15 protein-coding genes are annotated in these 15,780 nt (G+C 67.3%); 6 read left to right on the top strand and 9 right to left on the bottom strand.

All coding sequences use genetic code 11. The features are described from left to right. Positions 1–89 precede the first annotated feature (89 nt). The 3 genes from ACWKWX_RS28865 (at position 90) to ACWKWX_RS28855 (ending at position 3,495) form a co-directional block, all read left to right on the top strand. Positions 90–767, top strand: a complete 678-nt coding sequence (locus tag ACWKWX_RS28865; RefSeq protein ID WP_416425538.1) for a response regulator transcription factor — start codon at positions 90–92, stop codon at positions 765–767. Continuing rightward, positions 745–2,118: a sensor histidine kinase gene (locus ACWKWX_RS28860; protein ID WP_483829535.1), complete on the top strand. Its 1,374-nt coding sequence runs from the start codon at positions 745–747 to the stop codon at positions 2,116–2,118. The genes ACWKWX_RS28865 and ACWKWX_RS28860 overlap by 23 nt, the downstream gene beginning before the upstream one ends. Positions 2,119–2,319: 201 nt before the next feature. Next, positions 2,320–3,495, top strand: coding sequence for a D-alanyl-D-alanine carboxypeptidase family protein (locus ACWKWX_RS28855; protein WP_483829534.1), 1,176 nt, complete (start codon positions 2,320–2,322; stop codon positions 3,493–3,495). A gap of 376 nt (positions 3,496–3,871) precedes the next feature. On the opposite strand, the gene ACWKWX_RS28850 is transcribed toward ACWKWX_RS28855, so the two are convergent. The 6 genes from ACWKWX_RS28850 to ACWKWX_RS28825 all read right to left on the bottom strand — a co-directional run bounded on the left by ACWKWX_RS28850 (position 3,872) and on the right by ACWKWX_RS28825 (position 9,376). Beyond that, positions 3,872–5,227, bottom strand: coding sequence for an MATE family efflux transporter (locus tag ACWKWX_RS28850; RefSeq protein ID WP_483829533.1), 1,356 nt, complete (start codon positions 5,225–5,227; stop codon positions 3,872–3,874). Positions 5,228–5,289: 62 nt separating this feature from the next. After that, entirely contained in the window at positions 5,290–5,745 is a 456-nt protein-coding gene (locus ACWKWX_RS28845; protein WP_473003494.1) for a DUF5625 family protein, read from the bottom strand. A 157-nt stretch (positions 5,746–5,902) separates the two neighbouring features. After that, positions 5,903–6,736: a sugar phosphate isomerase/epimerase family protein gene (locus ACWKWX_RS28840; RefSeq protein ID WP_483829532.1), complete on the bottom strand. Its 834-nt coding sequence runs from the start codon at positions 6,734–6,736 to the stop codon at positions 5,903–5,905. Positions 6,737–6,738: 2 nt separating this feature from the next. Next, on the bottom strand, positions 6,739–7,971 hold the full coding sequence (locus ACWKWX_RS28835; RefSeq protein WP_483829531.1) for an NAD(P)/FAD-dependent oxidoreductase: 1,233 nt from the start codon (positions 7,969–7,971) through the stop codon (positions 6,739–6,741). After that, positions 7,968–8,288 carry a MocE family 2Fe-2S type ferredoxin gene (locus tag ACWKWX_RS28830; RefSeq protein WP_416425545.1) on the bottom strand — a complete coding sequence of 107 codons (321 nt, stop codon included), beginning with the start codon at positions 8,286–8,288 and terminating at the stop codon, positions 7,968–7,970. The genes ACWKWX_RS28835 and ACWKWX_RS28830 overlap by 4 nt, the downstream gene beginning before the upstream one ends. Next, positions 8,285–9,376: a fatty acid desaturase family protein gene (locus ACWKWX_RS28825; RefSeq protein WP_483829530.1), complete on the bottom strand. Its 1,092-nt coding sequence runs from the start codon at positions 9,374–9,376 to the stop codon at positions 8,285–8,287. Before ACWKWX_RS28825 ends, ACWKWX_RS28830 begins: the two co-directional genes overlap by 4 nt. 169 nt (positions 9,377–9,545) lie before the next feature. Here ACWKWX_RS28825 and ACWKWX_RS28820 point away from each other — a divergent pair, with 169 nt between their 5' ends. Continuing rightward, the gene (locus ACWKWX_RS28820; RefSeq protein ID WP_416425547.1) at positions 9,546–10,589 is read left to right on the top strand and encodes a LacI family DNA-binding transcriptional regulator; all 1,044 of its coding nucleotides are present in this window, start codon (positions 9,546–9,548) and stop codon (positions 10,587–10,589) included. A gap of 90 nt (positions 10,590–10,679) precedes the next feature. On the opposite strand, the gene ACWKWX_RS28815 is transcribed toward ACWKWX_RS28820, so the two are convergent. The 3 genes from ACWKWX_RS28815 to ACWKWX_RS28805 all read right to left on the bottom strand — a co-directional run bounded on the left by ACWKWX_RS28815 (position 10,680) and on the right by ACWKWX_RS28805 (position 13,168). Next, on the bottom strand, positions 10,680–11,873 hold the full coding sequence (locus tag ACWKWX_RS28815) for an amino acid aminotransferase (RefSeq protein ID WP_483829529.1): 1,194 nt from the start codon (positions 11,871–11,873) through the stop codon (positions 10,680–10,682). Positions 11,874–11,900: 27 nt separating this feature from the next. Then, on the bottom strand, positions 11,901–12,512 hold the full coding sequence (locus ACWKWX_RS28810; RefSeq protein ID WP_416425549.1) for a YitT family protein: 612 nt from the start codon (positions 12,510–12,512) through the stop codon (positions 11,901–11,903). Positions 12,513–12,709: 197 nt separating this feature from the next. Continuing rightward, positions 12,710–13,168 (bottom strand): Lrp/AsnC family transcriptional regulator, encoded by a 459-nt coding sequence (locus tag ACWKWX_RS28805; protein WP_416425550.1) that lies wholly within the window; start codon positions 13,166–13,168, stop codon positions 12,710–12,712. A gap of 131 nt (positions 13,169–13,299) precedes the next feature. On the opposite strand from ACWKWX_RS28805, the gene ACWKWX_RS28800 reads away from it, so the two are divergent. Further along, on the top strand, positions 13,300–14,673 hold the full coding sequence (locus ACWKWX_RS28800; protein ID WP_483829528.1) for an amino acid permease: 1,374 nt from the start codon (positions 13,300–13,302) through the stop codon (positions 14,671–14,673). Positions 14,674–14,808: 135 nt separating this feature from the next. Beyond that, complete coding sequence (locus ACWKWX_RS28795; RefSeq protein WP_473003507.1) at positions 14,809–15,774, top strand: 5'-nucleotidase; 966 nt, start codon at positions 14,809–14,811, stop codon at positions 15,772–15,774. Positions 15,775–15,780 lie beyond the last annotated feature (6 nt).

The raw sequence follows: 15,780 nt of genomic DNA, 5'->3' as shown, positions 1-15,780 counted from the left end.
TAATAGAGCCCGACGCGCGGTCTCCCTAGGGTAGCCAAGCCTTTACAATGGCCACCCCGAAAAATCGCGGAGCAACAGAGGATTCCCCCATGAGCAGCGCCCTGGTCATCGAAGACGACGAAGTGACCGCCCACGTCATCATGACCGAACTGAGCCTGCACGGCTTTACCGTGGAATGGTGCGCCAACGGCCGCGAAGGCCTGGCCCGGGCGATTGCCGGCGGCCACGACGCCATCACCCTGGACCGCATGCTGCCTGACTTCGACGGCCTGACCATCGTCAGCACCCTGCGCAGCCTGGACATTCACACGCCGGTGCTGATGATCAGCGCCCTGTCGGACGTGGACGAGCGCGTGCGCGGCCTGCGCTCGGGCGGCGACGACTACCTGACCAAGCCGTTCTCGCCGGTGGAAATGGTCGCGCGCCTGGAGGTGCTGTTGCGCCGCCCGGCGAACGGCGCCAGCCACCCGCGCCTGCAGGTCGGCGACCTGTGCCTGGACCTGGTGGAGCACCGCCTCAACCGCGGCGACGAGCACATCGCCCTGCTGCCCACCGAGTTCAAGATTCTCAACTACCTGATGCGCAACGCCGGCCAGCTGGTGACGCGGACCATGCTGTTCCAGGAGGTGTGGGGCTACCACTTCGATCCCGGCACCAACATCATCGACGTGCACCTGGGCCGCCTGCGCAAGAAAATCGAGGGCGAGCACTCGCCCATTATCCAGACCGTCAGGGGTACCGGCTATGTCCTCGCGCCCCGCGCTTGAACCCTGGGGCTCGTCCAGCAGCCGCCTGATCGGCTTCTACGCGCTGTTCTTCGTGGCCTGGGGCGCGCTGTTCACCGGCGTGCTGTACTGGCAGATCTCGCAGTACCTGGGCAGCATCGCCGAGCGCACGCTGATGCAGCGCGCGCACTACTACGCCAAGGTTGACGATGACAACCTGCTGGGCGAACTGGCCGCCAGCGAGGCCTACTCCACCCCCAACATCGACGCCTACGGCCTGTTCGACGCCCAGGGCCAACACCTGGCCGGCGACCTGCTGAAACTGCGCGCCAGCCTGCCCGACGACGGCCAGGTGCACTACCTGCAGAAAGGCCTGAGCGTGGCCCAGGCCAGCGAGGAACCGCGCAGCAGCTACGCGCTGCTGGTGCACCGCGGCGACGGGCGCATGCTGGTGCTGGCCCGCGACGGCGGCTCGGTGTCGGCGGTGGGCGGGATCATCCAGCAGGCCCTGGCCTGGGGGCTGTCGCTGACGCTGATCCCCGGCCTGATCGGCTGGCGCCTGCTGCGCCGGCGCCCGCTCAAGCGCGTGCAGGGCTTGCAGCGCAGCACTGAAAGCGTGGTCTCGGGCAACCTCGCCGACCGCCTGCCGCTGTCGCCCCGGCGCGACGAACTGGACATGCTGGCCAGCGCGGTGAACACCATGCTCGACCACATCGAGCAGCTGATGCTGGAAGTGAAAGGCGTGTGCGACGGCATCGCCCATGACCTGCGCACGCCGCTGACGCGCCTGCGTGCGCGCCTGCACCAGCTGGACCAGATGCCGCTGGACGCGCCCCAGCGCGCCACCCTGGAACAGGCGCTGGCCGAAAGCGAGTCGATCATGGTGCGCTTCCAGGGCCTGCTGCGCGTGGCCGAGCTGGAGGACACGCGCCGGCGCGGCGCCTTCCAGCCCTACTCGCCGGTGGAGTTGCTGCAGCAGGCCCACGAGTTCTACGAGCCCCTGGCCCTGGAGCGCCAGCAGACCCTGACCCTGGACATCCAGGGCCCGCTGCCGACGCTGATGGGCGACGTGGCGCTGCTGTTCGAGGCGCTGGTGAACCTGCTGGACAACGCCATCAAATTCACCCCGGTGGGCGGCGCCATCGTGTTGCGCGCACGTTGCCAGGGCCGGCAGATGACCCTGGACATCCTCGACACCGGCCCCGGCATCGCCCCCGTGGAACGCAGCCAGGTCATCCGCCGCCTCTACCGCGGGCCCAGCGCCGACGCGCAGCCGGGGCATGGCCTGGGGCTGTCGCTGGTGGCGGCGATCGTGCGGCTGCATGGCTACACCTTGCACATCGGCAGCGCGGAAGGCGGCGGCGCGCAGGTCAGCATTCATTGTGCGACCTGACGCGGCCTGCGGCCGCTGCTACGGGTGCGCGTGTACCTTGTCGATCGCGATGCAAACGGCGCCCCTCCCCGTAGCAGCTGCCGAAGGCTGCGTCCGCGCTCAACCCCCCTTTCATTAAGTTTACTTAACCCAGGTTAAGTTGAGCCCCCAGGCACCCACCGCCACAGTCTCGGCCCCCTTCCCCACCGAGGCCCCGCCGCCGTGAAACGCCTGCTCCTGCGCACCCTGATCGTGCTGATCCTGCTCACCTGCCCCTACGCCGTGTTCGCCCAGCCCGCACCCGCCGCGCCGCTGGTGCCGCGCCCGCCGAGCCTGGACGCCAAGGCCTGGGTGCTGATGGACGCGCGCACCGGCACCCTGATTGCCGAGCACGCCGGCGATGAACGCCTGCCGCCCGCCAGCCTGACCAAGCTGATGACCGCCTACCTGGCCACCCGCGAAATGCAGGCCGGGCGGCTGAAGCCCGAAGACCTGGTGCAGATCAGCGAAAACGCCTGGCGCACCGGCGGCTCGCGGATGTTCCTCGACCCCGGCAGCCAGGTCAGCGCCCACGACCTGCTGCGCGGCATCATCATCGATTCGGGCAACGACGCCAGCGTCGCCGTGGCCGAGCACATCGCCGGCAGCACCGACAGCTTCGTGCCGCTGATGAACGCCGCCGCGGCCAAGCTGGGCATGCACAACAGCCACTTCGCCAACCCCACCGGCCTGCCGCTGCCCGACCACTATTCCTCGGCCCACGACATGGCCATCCTGGCGCGGGCGATCATTGACGACGAATCCGGCTATTACGAGCTGTACGCGCACAAATACCTGACCTGGAACGGCATCCGCCAGGCCAACCGCAACCTGCTGCTGTGGCGCGACCCCAGCTACGACGGCCTGAAGACCGGCCACACCGAAGCCGCCGGCTACTGCATGGTGACCTCGGCGGTGCGCAACGGCCGCCGCCTGATCAGCGTGGTGTTCGGCGCCCCCAGCGAACGGGCGCGGGCCGAGGCCAGCGCCAAACTCATGGGCTACGGCTTCCGCTTCTTCGACACCCAGACCTACGCCACCGCTGGCCAGCCGCTGGCGACCCCGAAGGTATGGCTGGGCAGCCAGGCCAGCGTCAGCGTAGGCCTGGCAAAGGACGTGGTGCTGACCTTGCCGGTCAACCAGCAGCGCCATACGCGCACCCAACTCGACCTGCATGAACCACTGAAGGCGCCTTTGGCGGCCGGCAGCCCGGTGGGCGCGCTCAGCCTGTACGACGGCGACCTGCTGCTCAGCAGCCAACCGCTGGTGGCCCTGCAGGCCGTGCCTGCCGGCAGCTGGCTGGGGCAATGCTGGGATCGCTTGCAGCTGTGGATAAGAGGCCTGATCGCCAGCGCTTGAGGCGTCGGAAATACGACAAGATTCGTAACGTAAATGCGCCATTAAATCCGCGTGAAACAGGTGCTTACAGCTTGACCCCAGTGCCGCTGCGTGCCTTCGAAGCGTTCACCCACCCGATTGATCATTTCTTGGCCAGTGCCGCCAACCTCCTGTGCTGACTGGCTTTGGCAAAGTTATCCACAGAGATACCCACGATTTTCGGGGACAAGTGCCGGAGGGGAGTTTTTGCCAGGGTGGGCGTGTCAACCCCCAATACGCTGTTGGGCCTCGGACGCAGCCTGCGGCAGCTGCTACATCCTGTGGGAGCTGGCTTGCCAGCGAGCTGTCAGGGCCATAAAAGCTCGCTGGCAAGCCAGCTCCCACAAAACAGTTGCTGCTACACCAACCGCTCGATCGTGCGGTGCTGCCACACGCCCTTGTAGTACGCGACCTGCAGCGCCAGCATCGCCAGGTAGGTCACCGGGAACGCCATCCACACCCCTTCCAGGCCAAAGTGCGCGTTCAGCAGCCAGGCCGCCGGCAGCTCCACCCCCAGGATGCAGAAGATCGAGATCAGCACCGGCACCAGCACCGTGCCGCTGGCGCGCATGATGCCGCCCACCAGGGCCTGGAAGCCGAACACCAGCATGCTCCAGAGCATGATGTGCAGCAGGTGCTCGGCCTGGGCCAGGGTGCTGGCGTCGGTGATGAACAGGCCCAGCAGCCAGTGCGACAGCAGGTAACCCAGCACCACCAGGCCGCCGGTGAGCCACAGGTTGATCAGCAGGCCGGTGCGCAGGATCGGGCCCATGCGCTCCAGGCGGCCGGCGCCGATGGCTTGGGCGCCGAGAATGGACGCGGTGATGGCGATGGACAGCGCCGGGAACTGCACGTAGTTGACGATCTGCGTGACCGCGCCGTAGGCCGCCGTGGCCTTGGAGCCGTAGCCGTTGACCAGCGACAGGATGACCAACTCCGACAGCGAGATGACCACCATCTGCAAGCCCGTGGGCAAGCCAATGCGCAGTACCTTGGCGAGAATCCAGCGGTCCAGGCGCAGGGCCTTGAAAAACGCCCGGTCCGGCGCCAGCACGTGGCCCTGGCGGTTCAGGCGCCAGGCCAGCAGGGCGATGGCGGCAACGTTGCCGGCCAGGCCCGCCAGCGCCGCGCTCTGGATACCCATCTGCGGCAGGCCCAGCCAGCCGCGGATCAGCGCCGGGGTCAGGGTCAGGCCCACCGCGGTGGACACCAGCAGCGCCAGCAGTGGCGACAGCGTATCGCTGACCCCGCGCAGCAGCTGGGTGAACAGCACGAACACCAGCAGCACCGGCATGATCCACATCATCACTCGCGCATAGGCGACGGCGTCATCCAGCACGTCCACTGGCGTGCCCAGGCCTTGCAGCGCCTGGCGCGCGAAGACGCTGCCGAACACCGCCGCCACCAGGCCGATCAGCGCACCCAGCAGCAGCGTGGCACCGGCGATCTGCTTGACCATGTGCGGCTCGCGCGCCCCCCAGGCCTGGCCGATCAGCACCCCGGCGCCCGCGCCCAGGCCAATCACCAGGGCAATGAAGAAGAACACGATGGGGAACATCCCCGACACCGCCGCCAGCGCCTGGGTACCGAGCATCTGGCCGATGTAGATGCTGTTGAGGGTACCGGACATGGACTGCAGGAAATTGGACAGGACCATGGGGGCCAGGAAGGCCAGGTAGGTCTTCCACAACGGGCGTTGGACTGGGGTTGGCATGCGGTTCTCGGGCAGGTGATGAGGCACCGGGGCATTCTAGCGCAAACCCCGTGGCCGCAGGTTCAGTAGGCCCTGACCACGCTGACCCCGGCACGATAATCGTCGATCGGCTCGGCACTGCCGCGCCGCTCGATGGTGATCTGGTAGTGCCCCGGCCGCAACCGCACCTCGCTCAACTCGGCATGCAACACGCCGCTGCCCCACGACGACACGGTGGGGTGGCTGATGCGCCGGTCCTGCACCACCACGGCGGCGTCGATGTCGTAGATGCGCAGGAACACGTTGAACGGCGCGCCCTGCTCGTGGAGCTGGCCGGCAGGGTCCTGCCAGGCGCCGCCCACGCCTTGCCACAGCGCCTTGCGGGCGGCGGCATCGGTGGCGGGGTAGAAGTAATCGATGCGGACGGAATAGCTGTCATCCTCGACGATGCGCACCGCCAGGCCGGTGACTGCGCCGGAGCTTTTCAGGCTCAGCGGCGCGGCTTCGGCGGCCTGCACCAGGGTGCTGCAGCGGGCCATGCAAAGGAGACACAGGGTGAACGGCAAACCTTTCAAAACCAGACCTTGGATGCGTGCATGTGTATCGAAGCTTAAACGATTTTTCAGGGCTTGCCCGCGACCGCGGCGCCTGGGACGCGGCCTGCGGCCGCTGCTACGGACTATGTAAGCCTGTACGTCAGCGACAGGCCTGACACCACAGGTCGCGAATCAGCTGCTTGAGGTACAGCGCCTCCTGCCAGCGGTCGGTCAGCTCCAGGCCATGGGCGTCGGTGATGGCGTAGGGCGGCGGCCCCAGTTCGCAGGTGAACGACAGGCTGGCCCGGTCGGTGCCCGGGCGCGCCAGCCAGTCGCGCATCCCCCACTGCCACCACCCCAGGAAGCGCTGCACCCAGGCCTGGTGCTGGGGAAACGCCAGCCCCACCTGCACCTGTTCGCTGCTGGCCACGCGGCCATGGAAGCCCCAGCTGCGGCGCAGCACCTGATGGATTGCCTCGTCGTCCTCGGCGCAAGCCGCTTCGGGCAGCTCGCGGCCCACCACGTAATGAGACAGGTCAGCCAGCAGTTTGAGTTCCGGCAGCTCCGCCAGCAACTGCAGTGTGAACGGCAAGTCATTGGTGACCCGGTAGCGATGGGTCTCCACCAGCACCGGGAAATCCACCTGTTCGATCAGCCGCTGCCAGCCTTGGAGCAGCGGCAGCACCTGCCCCAGCGACCCGGCACGCACGTCGGCCTGCACCGTCAGGTGATGGCAGCCATGCTGGCTGGCCACGTCTAGCGCTGCCGCCAAGTCGTCAACGGTGCGCGGGAACACCTGCCCTTCGATGGCCAGGCCCAGGCTGCCCGCCACCTGGCTCAGGCGCCTGGCCTGGGCGGGCTGCCAGTAATGATCAGTGACGCCGTCGAACCCGGCGGCGGCGATCTGCTCCAACTGCGCCTCCAGGGGCAGGGTCGCCCGCCCCTGATGGTCGAGCATGGCCCACAACGATTGAAACACCAGCAGACGTGACATGGTCAGTTCCTCAGCAAGGTTTTCAGGGCCACGCCGGGGTCGGCCAACTGGCTGGCGGCCAGGGGCTGGCCGGCCGTGATCAGGCGTTCGCACAGCTTGATGTCCTTGGCCACGCTGTTGCCCACGCCCCAGCCGCAGGCGCCTTGCAGGCGTTGCTGGTTGTCGAGGTAGAACAGCAGGAAGCCACCGGCCAGAGCCCGCCGCGCCGACGCAGGGCCGTCGCCCAGCTGGCCGACGGTCTGCAACCCATGGTCGTACTGATCGGACCAGAAACCCGGCACCTGCTGGAACGGCAAGCCGGCGCCCAGCAGGTTGAGCGCGGCATGGCGGCCCTGGGCCTCGGCGTTGCGCCAGGTCTCCTGGCGCTGGTACGGCCCTTCGGGATGCAGGCGAAACTCGCAGACATCGCCAGCCACGAACACGTCCGGCGCACTGGCGCGCAGGCAGGCGTCGACGCGAATGCCCTGCCCCACCGCCAGTCCCGCCGCCTGCGCCAGGCCGACGTTGGGCTGCATGCCGATGCCCACCACCACGCTGTCGCAGAGGATGCGCGAGCCATCGTCCAGACGCACGCAAGTCACCTCACGGGCGCCTTCGAATGCCTCGATGCGCGCGTTCAGTCGCACGTCCACGCCCTGCTCGCGGTGCAGCGTCAACAGCGCCATGGATACCTCCGCCGGCAACACGCGCCCAGCCAGCCGCGGGCCGGCCTCCAGCAGCGTCACTGCGCAGCCCAGGGCCCGGGCGCTGGCCGCCACCTCCAGGCCGATGAAGCCACCGCCGACCACCACCAGCCGCACGCCGCCGCGCAAACTGGCGCGCAGGGCCAGGGCTTCGTCATGGGTGCGCAGGTAGCGCACGTTCGTCCAGCCAGTGGCCATTCCCGGGAGGCGCCGGGCGCTGCCGCCGGTGGCCAGCAGCAGGCCGCTGTAGGGCAGCCGGCGGCCATCGTTCAACTGCACCTGCCGCGTGCCGACGTCGAGGTGCTGCACGCCCTGGCCGGCGACATGTTCGATGCCCAGCCGCGCCAACTCATCGGCGCCGCTCAAGGAGTAGCCGCCCAGCTCGGCGGTCCCCTGCAGCACGCCCTTGGACAACGGCGGCCGCTCGTACGGCGCGTGAGCCTCATCGCCGATCAACAGCAGCTCGCCGTCATAGCCCTGCTCGCGCAGGGTCAGCGCCGCGCGGCCACCGGCATGGCCGGCGCCGACGATGATCAGTGGCGCGGCGTTCATGGCTGCACCGCCAGCAGCACGCGGCCGCCTTCGACGCGCACCGGGTAGGTCTTGAGGTTGACGCACACCGGCGCGCCCAGGGCCTTGCCGGTGCGGTAGTCAAAGCGGCCGTTGTGCTTGGGGCACTCGATCACATGGTCCAGCACCAGGCCGTCGGCCAGGTGAATGGCTTCGTGGGTGCAGCGGCCGTCGGTGGCGAAGAACTCACTGGCGGCCGAGCGGTACACCGCGTAGCTGTGCTGCTGGTGGTCGAAGCGCATGACGTCTTCGGCGTCGATGTCGTCGATGGCGCACACATCAATCCATTGTTCGCTCATGCTGGGCACTCCTGGCGTTCGGCGCTGGCAGCGGGCACGGGGCGGCGCACATGCCAGGTGGGGTCGCGGCGCTGGCGCCACAGGGTCGGCAGAATCTCGCGGTAGGCCGCCAGCAGGTTGCGGTACGGCGGCGGGCAGTCGTGGCGGATGGCTTCATGCAGCTGCGGCAGCGCGTGGTACGGCACCATCGGGAACATGTGGTGCTCCAGGTGGTAGTTCATGTTCAGGTACAGGAAGCGCAGCAGCGGGCCCATGTAGATGGTGCGGCAGTTGTAGCGATGGTCCAGCACATCTTCGGCCAGGCCCACGTGCTGGGACACGCCGAACACATAGTTGAGCCAGCCGCCGTACAGCGTCGGCAGGCCGATGAGCATCAGCGGCAGCCAGCTGTGCCACAGCAGCGCGGCGGCCAGGGTGCAGGCCAGGATCGTCAGCCAGATGCGCGCGGTCCACACCACCTTCGGCCATTCGGAGGCGGGAATGAAGGTCTGTTCCTGGGCGTCCAGGCTGCCACCGGCATGCCGCAGCATGGCGCCCAGGGTCTTGTAGACGTGGGGCAGGCTGAACAGGCTCAGGGCCATCTTGAAGAAGCTGGGCGGGCGCGGCTCGACGATCTCCGGGTCGCGGCCGACGATGATGGTGTCGGTGTGGTGCCGGGCATGGCTCCAGCGCCACACCTGGGGTTCGAACAGGATCATGAAGCTGGCCAGGTGGTAGACCGTGTCGTTCAGCCAGCGGGTGCGGAACGCCGTGCCGTGCCCGGCCTCGTGCCAGCGGGCGTTGGCGGCGCTGCCGTAGAGCACGCCGTAGGCGAAGAAAAACGGCACGCAGGCCCAGCTGCCCCACAACCAGCAGCCAGCGGCGCCGGTCACCAGCAGCGCCAGCAGCCACAGGCCGGTGTCGCGCAGGGCCGGGCCGTTGCGGCGCTGCATAAGCGCCTTGAGCTGTTTGCGCGCAATGGGTGACTGGTACCAGGTGGCCGAGGCCAGGCCCAGGTCCACCGCGCGTTGGGCGTCATGGCCGGTCAAACGGTAATCGCGGCGCGCGGCAGGCGCACGGCGGGCATAGGCTGCACTGGGGTCGCTCATCTTGTTGTTCTCCGCAGGCGTATGAGTGGGCGGCCCGAATGGCGCGCTTGCGGAAAATATAGGGAGGCCCCCCTGCCCCCTCAATGCCTTGAAGACATTCACTCTCAAGCTATCATCGCAAGGCATGGACGCTTGATAGTTTTCTCTCAAGGCATGCACAAGGGCCGTCATGACCAATAACAAACGCCCCACCATCGCCACCGTCGCGGCCCAGGCCGGGCTCAGCGTGGCCACCGTCGACCGGGTGCTGAACGCCCGCGCACCGGTCACCCGCGACACCGCCGAGCGGGTGTTCCACGCCGCCGAGGCGGTGGGTTACTTCGCCGCCCGGCTGATTGGCCAGCGCTTGCACGAGCGGCGCCCCACCTACCGTTTCGGCATTCTGCTGCTGGCCACCGCCCAGGCGTTCTACGGGCAACTGGCGGCAGCCATCGAACACAGCGCCCGCCGCCACGCCAGCGCCAACCTCAGCTGCCAGTTCGAGTACGTGGTGGACCGCAGCCCGGCGGCCATCATCGAGCAGATCGAGCAACTAGCGGTGCAATGCGATGCCCTGGCGGTGGTAAGTTTCACCGACCCGCGCATCAACGCCTGCATCGAGCAGATACGTGCGGCCGGGGTGCCGGTGGTGGCCTTGCTGTCAGACGTCGATATCCAGGGGCAGATGCCGTACGTGGGCCAGGACAACCGCCAGGTGGGCCGCACCATGGGTTGGCTGCTGGCGCACCTGTGCGGCGCGGCGCAGGGCAGCGTGGCGGTGCTGTTGGGGGGTTATCGGTTCCTGGGGCACCAGGCGCGGGTCGACGCCCTGCGTGCGTACCTGAACGAGCACGCGCCGGGGCTGCGCCTGCTGGACGCGGTAATCAACCTGGATGACGACCGCCTGACCGAGGAGGCAAGCCTGGAGCTGCTGGCCCGCCACCCGGACCTGCGTGGGCTGTGCGTGGTGGGCGGCGGTGGCGACGGCGTGATCAGCGCGCTGCGCCTGCGGCCGCCGGGGCCGGGGTTGTGCAGCATAGTCCCGGAGTCCACCGCGCTGTCGCGCCAGGCCCTGGCGGATGGCGTGCTGAGCCTGGTGATCGACTCCCAGGTGCAGGCCATCGCCGGGGCCTTGATCGAGGTGCTGCTGGGCTTGCAGGCGCAACCGGCGTTCGACGCGGCCACCCAGCGGGTGTTCGTGCCGTTGCAGATCATTACCCGCGAAAACCTGTAGCAGCAACTGTGTTGTGGGAGCTGGCTTGCCAGCGAGCTTTTATGGCCCCAACAGCTCGCTGGCAAGCCAGCTCCCACAGGCCGCGTTCGGTCAGCCCAGGTGGGCGATGGCCTGGGCCACGGCGGCGACGTTGTGTTCGTTGAGCCCGGCCAGGCACAGGCGGCCGCTGTCCACCAGGTAGATGCCCGAATCTTCACGCAGGCGGCGTACCTGTTCGGCGCTCAGGCCGGTGTAGCTGAACATGCCCTGCTGGCGCAGCAGGTAGTCATGGCGGCCGTCCGGGCATTCGTCGCGCAGCAGCGACGCCAGCTGGGTGCGCATGGCCTTGATGCGCACGCGCATCTGCTCCACTTCGGTCAACCACTGGGCGCGCAGTTGCGCGTCGCCCAGCACGCCGGCCACCAGGCGCGCGCCATGGCTGGGCGGGCTGGAATAGTTGCGGCGCACCGTGGCCTTCAACTGGCCCTGGACGTTGGCGGCGGTGGCAGCATCGGCGCACACCACCGACAGCCCGCCGACGCGCTCGCCGTACAGCGAGAAAATCTTCGAGAACGAGTTGCTCACCACCAGCGTCAGGCCGGCGTCGGCCATGGCACGAATGGCGTAGGCGTCCTGCTGCATGCCCTCGCCCAGGCCCTGGTAGGCGGTGTCGAGGAAGGCGATCAACTGGCGCTCGGCAAGAATCTTCACCACTTCATCCCACTGCCCCGGGGTCAGGTCGGCGCCCGTGGGGTTGTGGCAGCATGGGTGCAGCAGCACGATGCTGCGCGCCGGCAGCTCGGCCAGGGTTGCACACATGGCGGCGAAATCGACGCCACCGGTGGCGGCGTCGAAGTACGGGTAGGTGTTGACGGTGAAACCCGCGCCGCCGAACAGCGCGTGGTGGTTTTCCCAGGTGGGGTTGCTCACCCACACCTGGGCGTCCGGGAACCACTGGCGCAGGAAGTCGGCACCGACCTTCAGCGCACCTGAGCCGCCCACGGTCTGGATGGTCGCCACGCGACCCTCGGCCAGCACCGCGGCCTGTTCGCCGAACAGCAGGTGCTGCACCTGCTGGCAGTAGTCGGCCAGGCCGTCCATGGGCAGGTACAGCGACGGCCCCTGCTCGCTGGCCAGCCAGCGGCGCTGGGCCTCGGCCACCGACGGCAACTGCGGGATGCGGCCCTGGGCGTCGTAATACAGGCCGATGCTGAGGTTGACCTTGTTGGCACGCGGGTCGGCCTGGTAGGCCTCCATCAGCGACAGGATGGGGTCACCGGCGTAGGGACGGACGTGTTCAAGCATGTTGAGCTCCAAGCAGAAAATGACAGGTCAGGCCAGGTAGCGACCGGCGCGATGGTTGAGGGCCACGATCAGGTTGAGCACCACCACGCCCACCACCGACACCGCCAGCACTACTGGCGATACCGTGGTCAGCGACAGCGACAGCACCAGCACGTCGGTGCCCATCTGCAGCCAGCCGGCACGCCAGCCCAGGCGCTGCTGCAGGTACAGCGCCAGAATGTTGAAACCGCCAAGGCTGGCACGGTGGCGGAACAGGATCAAGAAGCCCGTGCCGAGAATGATGTTACCCATCACTGCCGCGTACAGCGGTTGGATCTGCGCCAGGGCGATCAGCCCGTGCAGGTGGTCGGAGAACACCGACACCAGGCCGATGCACAGGAAGGTCTTGAGGCTGAACGCCCAGCCCATGCGCCGCACGGCCAGATAGAAAAACGGCAGGTTGAGCAGGAAGTAACTCAGGCCGAACGCATAGCCGAACGCGTAATGCAGCAGCAGCGCCACGCCGGCCATGCCGCCGGTCATGATGCCGCCCGTGCGCAACAGCAGCAGGCCGAAGGAGATCATCACCGTGCCCACCAGCAGGGCCAGGCAATCCTCGACTCGGCTATGGGGGCACGCAGGGGCGGTGGCTGTATTCATGCTGCACTCGACTGAAAAAATTCATGGGGGGCTGGCGGGCCGCAAAGCACACCATGACCGAATCGAGCGCGAAATTAGCAAAAAACAAAATTAATGTGTATTTAAAAATCGCCTCATGCACACATCACGCATATACATCACATCTAATGCACTAAGCAGGTGCAGAAAAACGCCCTGAAGCCCATTTGCGGTGCGCTTTACAGCGCCGCAATCCCCGCTTCCTTGATGCGCTGCAACACCACCGCCGTCTTCATGTGGCCGATGCTGCCGCTGTCGGCCAGGCGCCCCATCAACGCGTTCAATTCACCCAGGTCGGCCACTGCCACCTTCAGCGTGTAGTCGGCGTCTCCCGTGGTCTTGTAGGTGTCGATGATCGCGCTTTCATCCTGCACGAACGCTTCGAACGCCTGGGACTGCGCCGGGCTGTGGCTGACCAGGCGCACCTCGACCATGGCCACCATCTGCGTGTTCATGGCCTGGGGCGCCAGCCGCGCGTGGTAGCCCAGGATCAACCCGGCCTGTTCCAGGCTGATGCGCCTGCGCGAACACTGGGACGCCGACAGCCCCACCAGCTCGCTGAGGTCCTGGTTGGTCAGGCGGCCATTGCCTTGCAGAAGGGTCAGGATCTTCAGGTCGAAATCGTCGATGGCGGACATGCCGGGCTCCGTTGCGCATGGGGTGGCCGGGCAGGTTACCAGCAACTGGCACCTGATTTGCAAACGAGCCTTGCCAAGACGTCACGCAGGGCATCGGCCAATGCCCGCCTCCCATTGATCAGGACATCGCCATGAGTCAAGCACCCACCCCTGCGTTGCACCGGGGTTTGAAAAACCGCCACATCCAGCTGATCGCCCTGGGCGGCTCGATCGGCACCGGGCTGTTCCTGGGCATCGCCCAGACCATCAACATGGCCGGCCCCGCCGCCATCCTGGGCTATGCCATCGCCGGCGTGGTGGCCTTCATGATCATGCGCCAGCTGGGCGAGATGGTGGTGGAGGAACCGGTCAGCGGCACCTTCAGCCACTTCGCCCACCGCTACTGGAGCCCGTTCGCCGGCTTCATGTCGGGCTGGAACTACTGGGTGCTGTACGTGCTGGTGGGCATGGCCGAGTTGACCGCCGTGGGCCTGTACGTGCAGTACTGGTGGCCGGCGATTCCCACCTGGGCGTCGGCGGCGGTGTGCTTCGTGCTGATCAACCTGGTCAACCTTACCCACGTGAAATGCTACGGCGAGGTGGAGTTCTGGTTCGCACTGATCAAGGTGGTGGCGGTGGTCAGCATGATCGCCTTCGGCGGCTGGCTGCTGGCTACCGGCACCGGCGGCCCGCAGGCCGGGGTCAGCAACCTGTGGGCCCAGGGCGGCTTCCTGCCCCACGGTTGGACGGGGCTGGCCATGGCCATGGCGGTGATCATGTTTTCCTTCGGCGGCCTGGAACTGGTGGGCATCACCGCCGCCGAGGCCGACGACCCGCAGCGCAGCATTCCCAAGGCCACCAACCAGGTGATCTGGCGCATCCTGCTGTTCTACATCGGTGCCCTGGCGGTGCTGCTGTCGCTGTACCCGTGGCAGCACGTGGTGACTGGGGGCTGCCCCTTCGTGCTGATTTTCCATGCGCTGGACAGCAACGTCATCGCCTCGGTGCTCAACGCCGTGGTGCTCACCGCCGCGCTGTCGGTGTACAACAGCTGCGTGTTCAGCAACAGCCGCATGCTGTTCGGCCTGGCGCGCCAGGGCAATGCCCCGGCCGCGGTGCTGCGCACCAACCGCCGGGGCGTGCCGGTGGTGGCGCTGGGGGTGTCGGCGCTGGCCACCGGCGCCTGCGTGGTGATCAACTACCTGATGCCGGGTGACGCATTCGGCCTGCTGATGGCCCTGGTGGTGTCGGCGCTGGTGCTGAACTGGGTGGTGATCAGCGTCACCCACCTGAAATTCAAGCGCCAGCGCCTGCGCGAGGGCCTCGCCAGCCTGTACCCCAGCTGGGGCTACCCACTGAGCAACTGCCTGACCCTGGCGTTCCTGGCCGGCGTGGTGGTGGTGATGTGGCTGACCCCGGGCATGCGCCTGTCGGTGTATTTGATGCCGGTGTGGCTGGCGGTGCTGGCGGTGGCGTATCGATTCCGTGCAGTGAACGCGCATTCGGCGGCGCCGCAAGTCGCGTAGCCGCTGCCGAAGGCAGCGCTGGGCCTGGAGTGCGCTGAAAATATCCAGTGGCAACAAGGGCCAGCGCAGCCTGCGGCAGCGGCTACAGGGCGCAAGCAGGATACACTGTGGTTTTTCATCGAATGGATGCCCCCCATGCCCTACGCCCTGGACCACCGCCTCGTCATCGGCGTCGCCTCGAGCGCGGTGTTCGACCTGTCCGAATCCGATGCGGTGTTCAAGCGCCAGGGCGAGCAGCAGTACCGCAGGTTCCAGGAAGAACACCTGGACACGCCACTGCCCAAGGGCATCGCCTTCTCGTTCATCCGCCGCCTGCTGTCGCTCAACGACCTCAGCGACGACCCGCACAACGACCCGCTGGTGGAAGTGGTACTGCTGTCGCGCAACGACCCCGACACCGGCCTGCGGGTGATGCGCAGCATCGAGCACTACGGCCTGGGCATCACCCGGGCCATCTTCATGCAGGGCCGCTCGCCCTACGAGTTCATCCCGGCGCTGAACATCGCCCTGTTCCTGTCTGCCAACCAGCAGGACGTGGAGGCCGCCATCAAGGCCAACTTCCCCGCCGGCCAGGTGCTGGATTCGACCCTGGTGGACGACGAACAGGACAATTCCCTGCGCATTGCCTTCGACTTCGACGGCGTGCTGGCCGGCGACGAGTCGGAACAGGTGATGCAGCGCGAGGGCCTGGGCCGCTTCCATGACCACGAGGTGAAGAACGTGATGCAGCCCCACAACCCGGGGCCGCTGAAGGAGTTCCTGGTGCGCATGGGCCGCATCCAGACCGCCGAGGAACAGCGCAAGCAGCTCGACCCCACTTACGAGAACCGTTTTCGCGTGTCCATCGTCACCGCGCGCAACGCGCCGTCCCACGAGCGGGCGCTGAACACCCTGAAAAGCTGGGGGGTGATGGCCAACGACGCGTTTTTCCTCGGCGGCATCGAGAAAGGCAAGGTGCTGGGGGTGCTGCGCCCGCATATTTTCTTCGACGACCAGCCGGCCCACCTACGTTCGGCCAGCACCGTGGTGCCCTCGGTGCACATCCCGTTCGGGGTGATCAACCACGGGCCACTGGATGAAATTGTGCAGCAGCCTGAATAGCGCGGT

This window comes from Pseudomonas imperatae, assembly GCF_057128625.1.
This window is presented reverse-complemented; position numbering and strand designations above follow the sequence as displayed.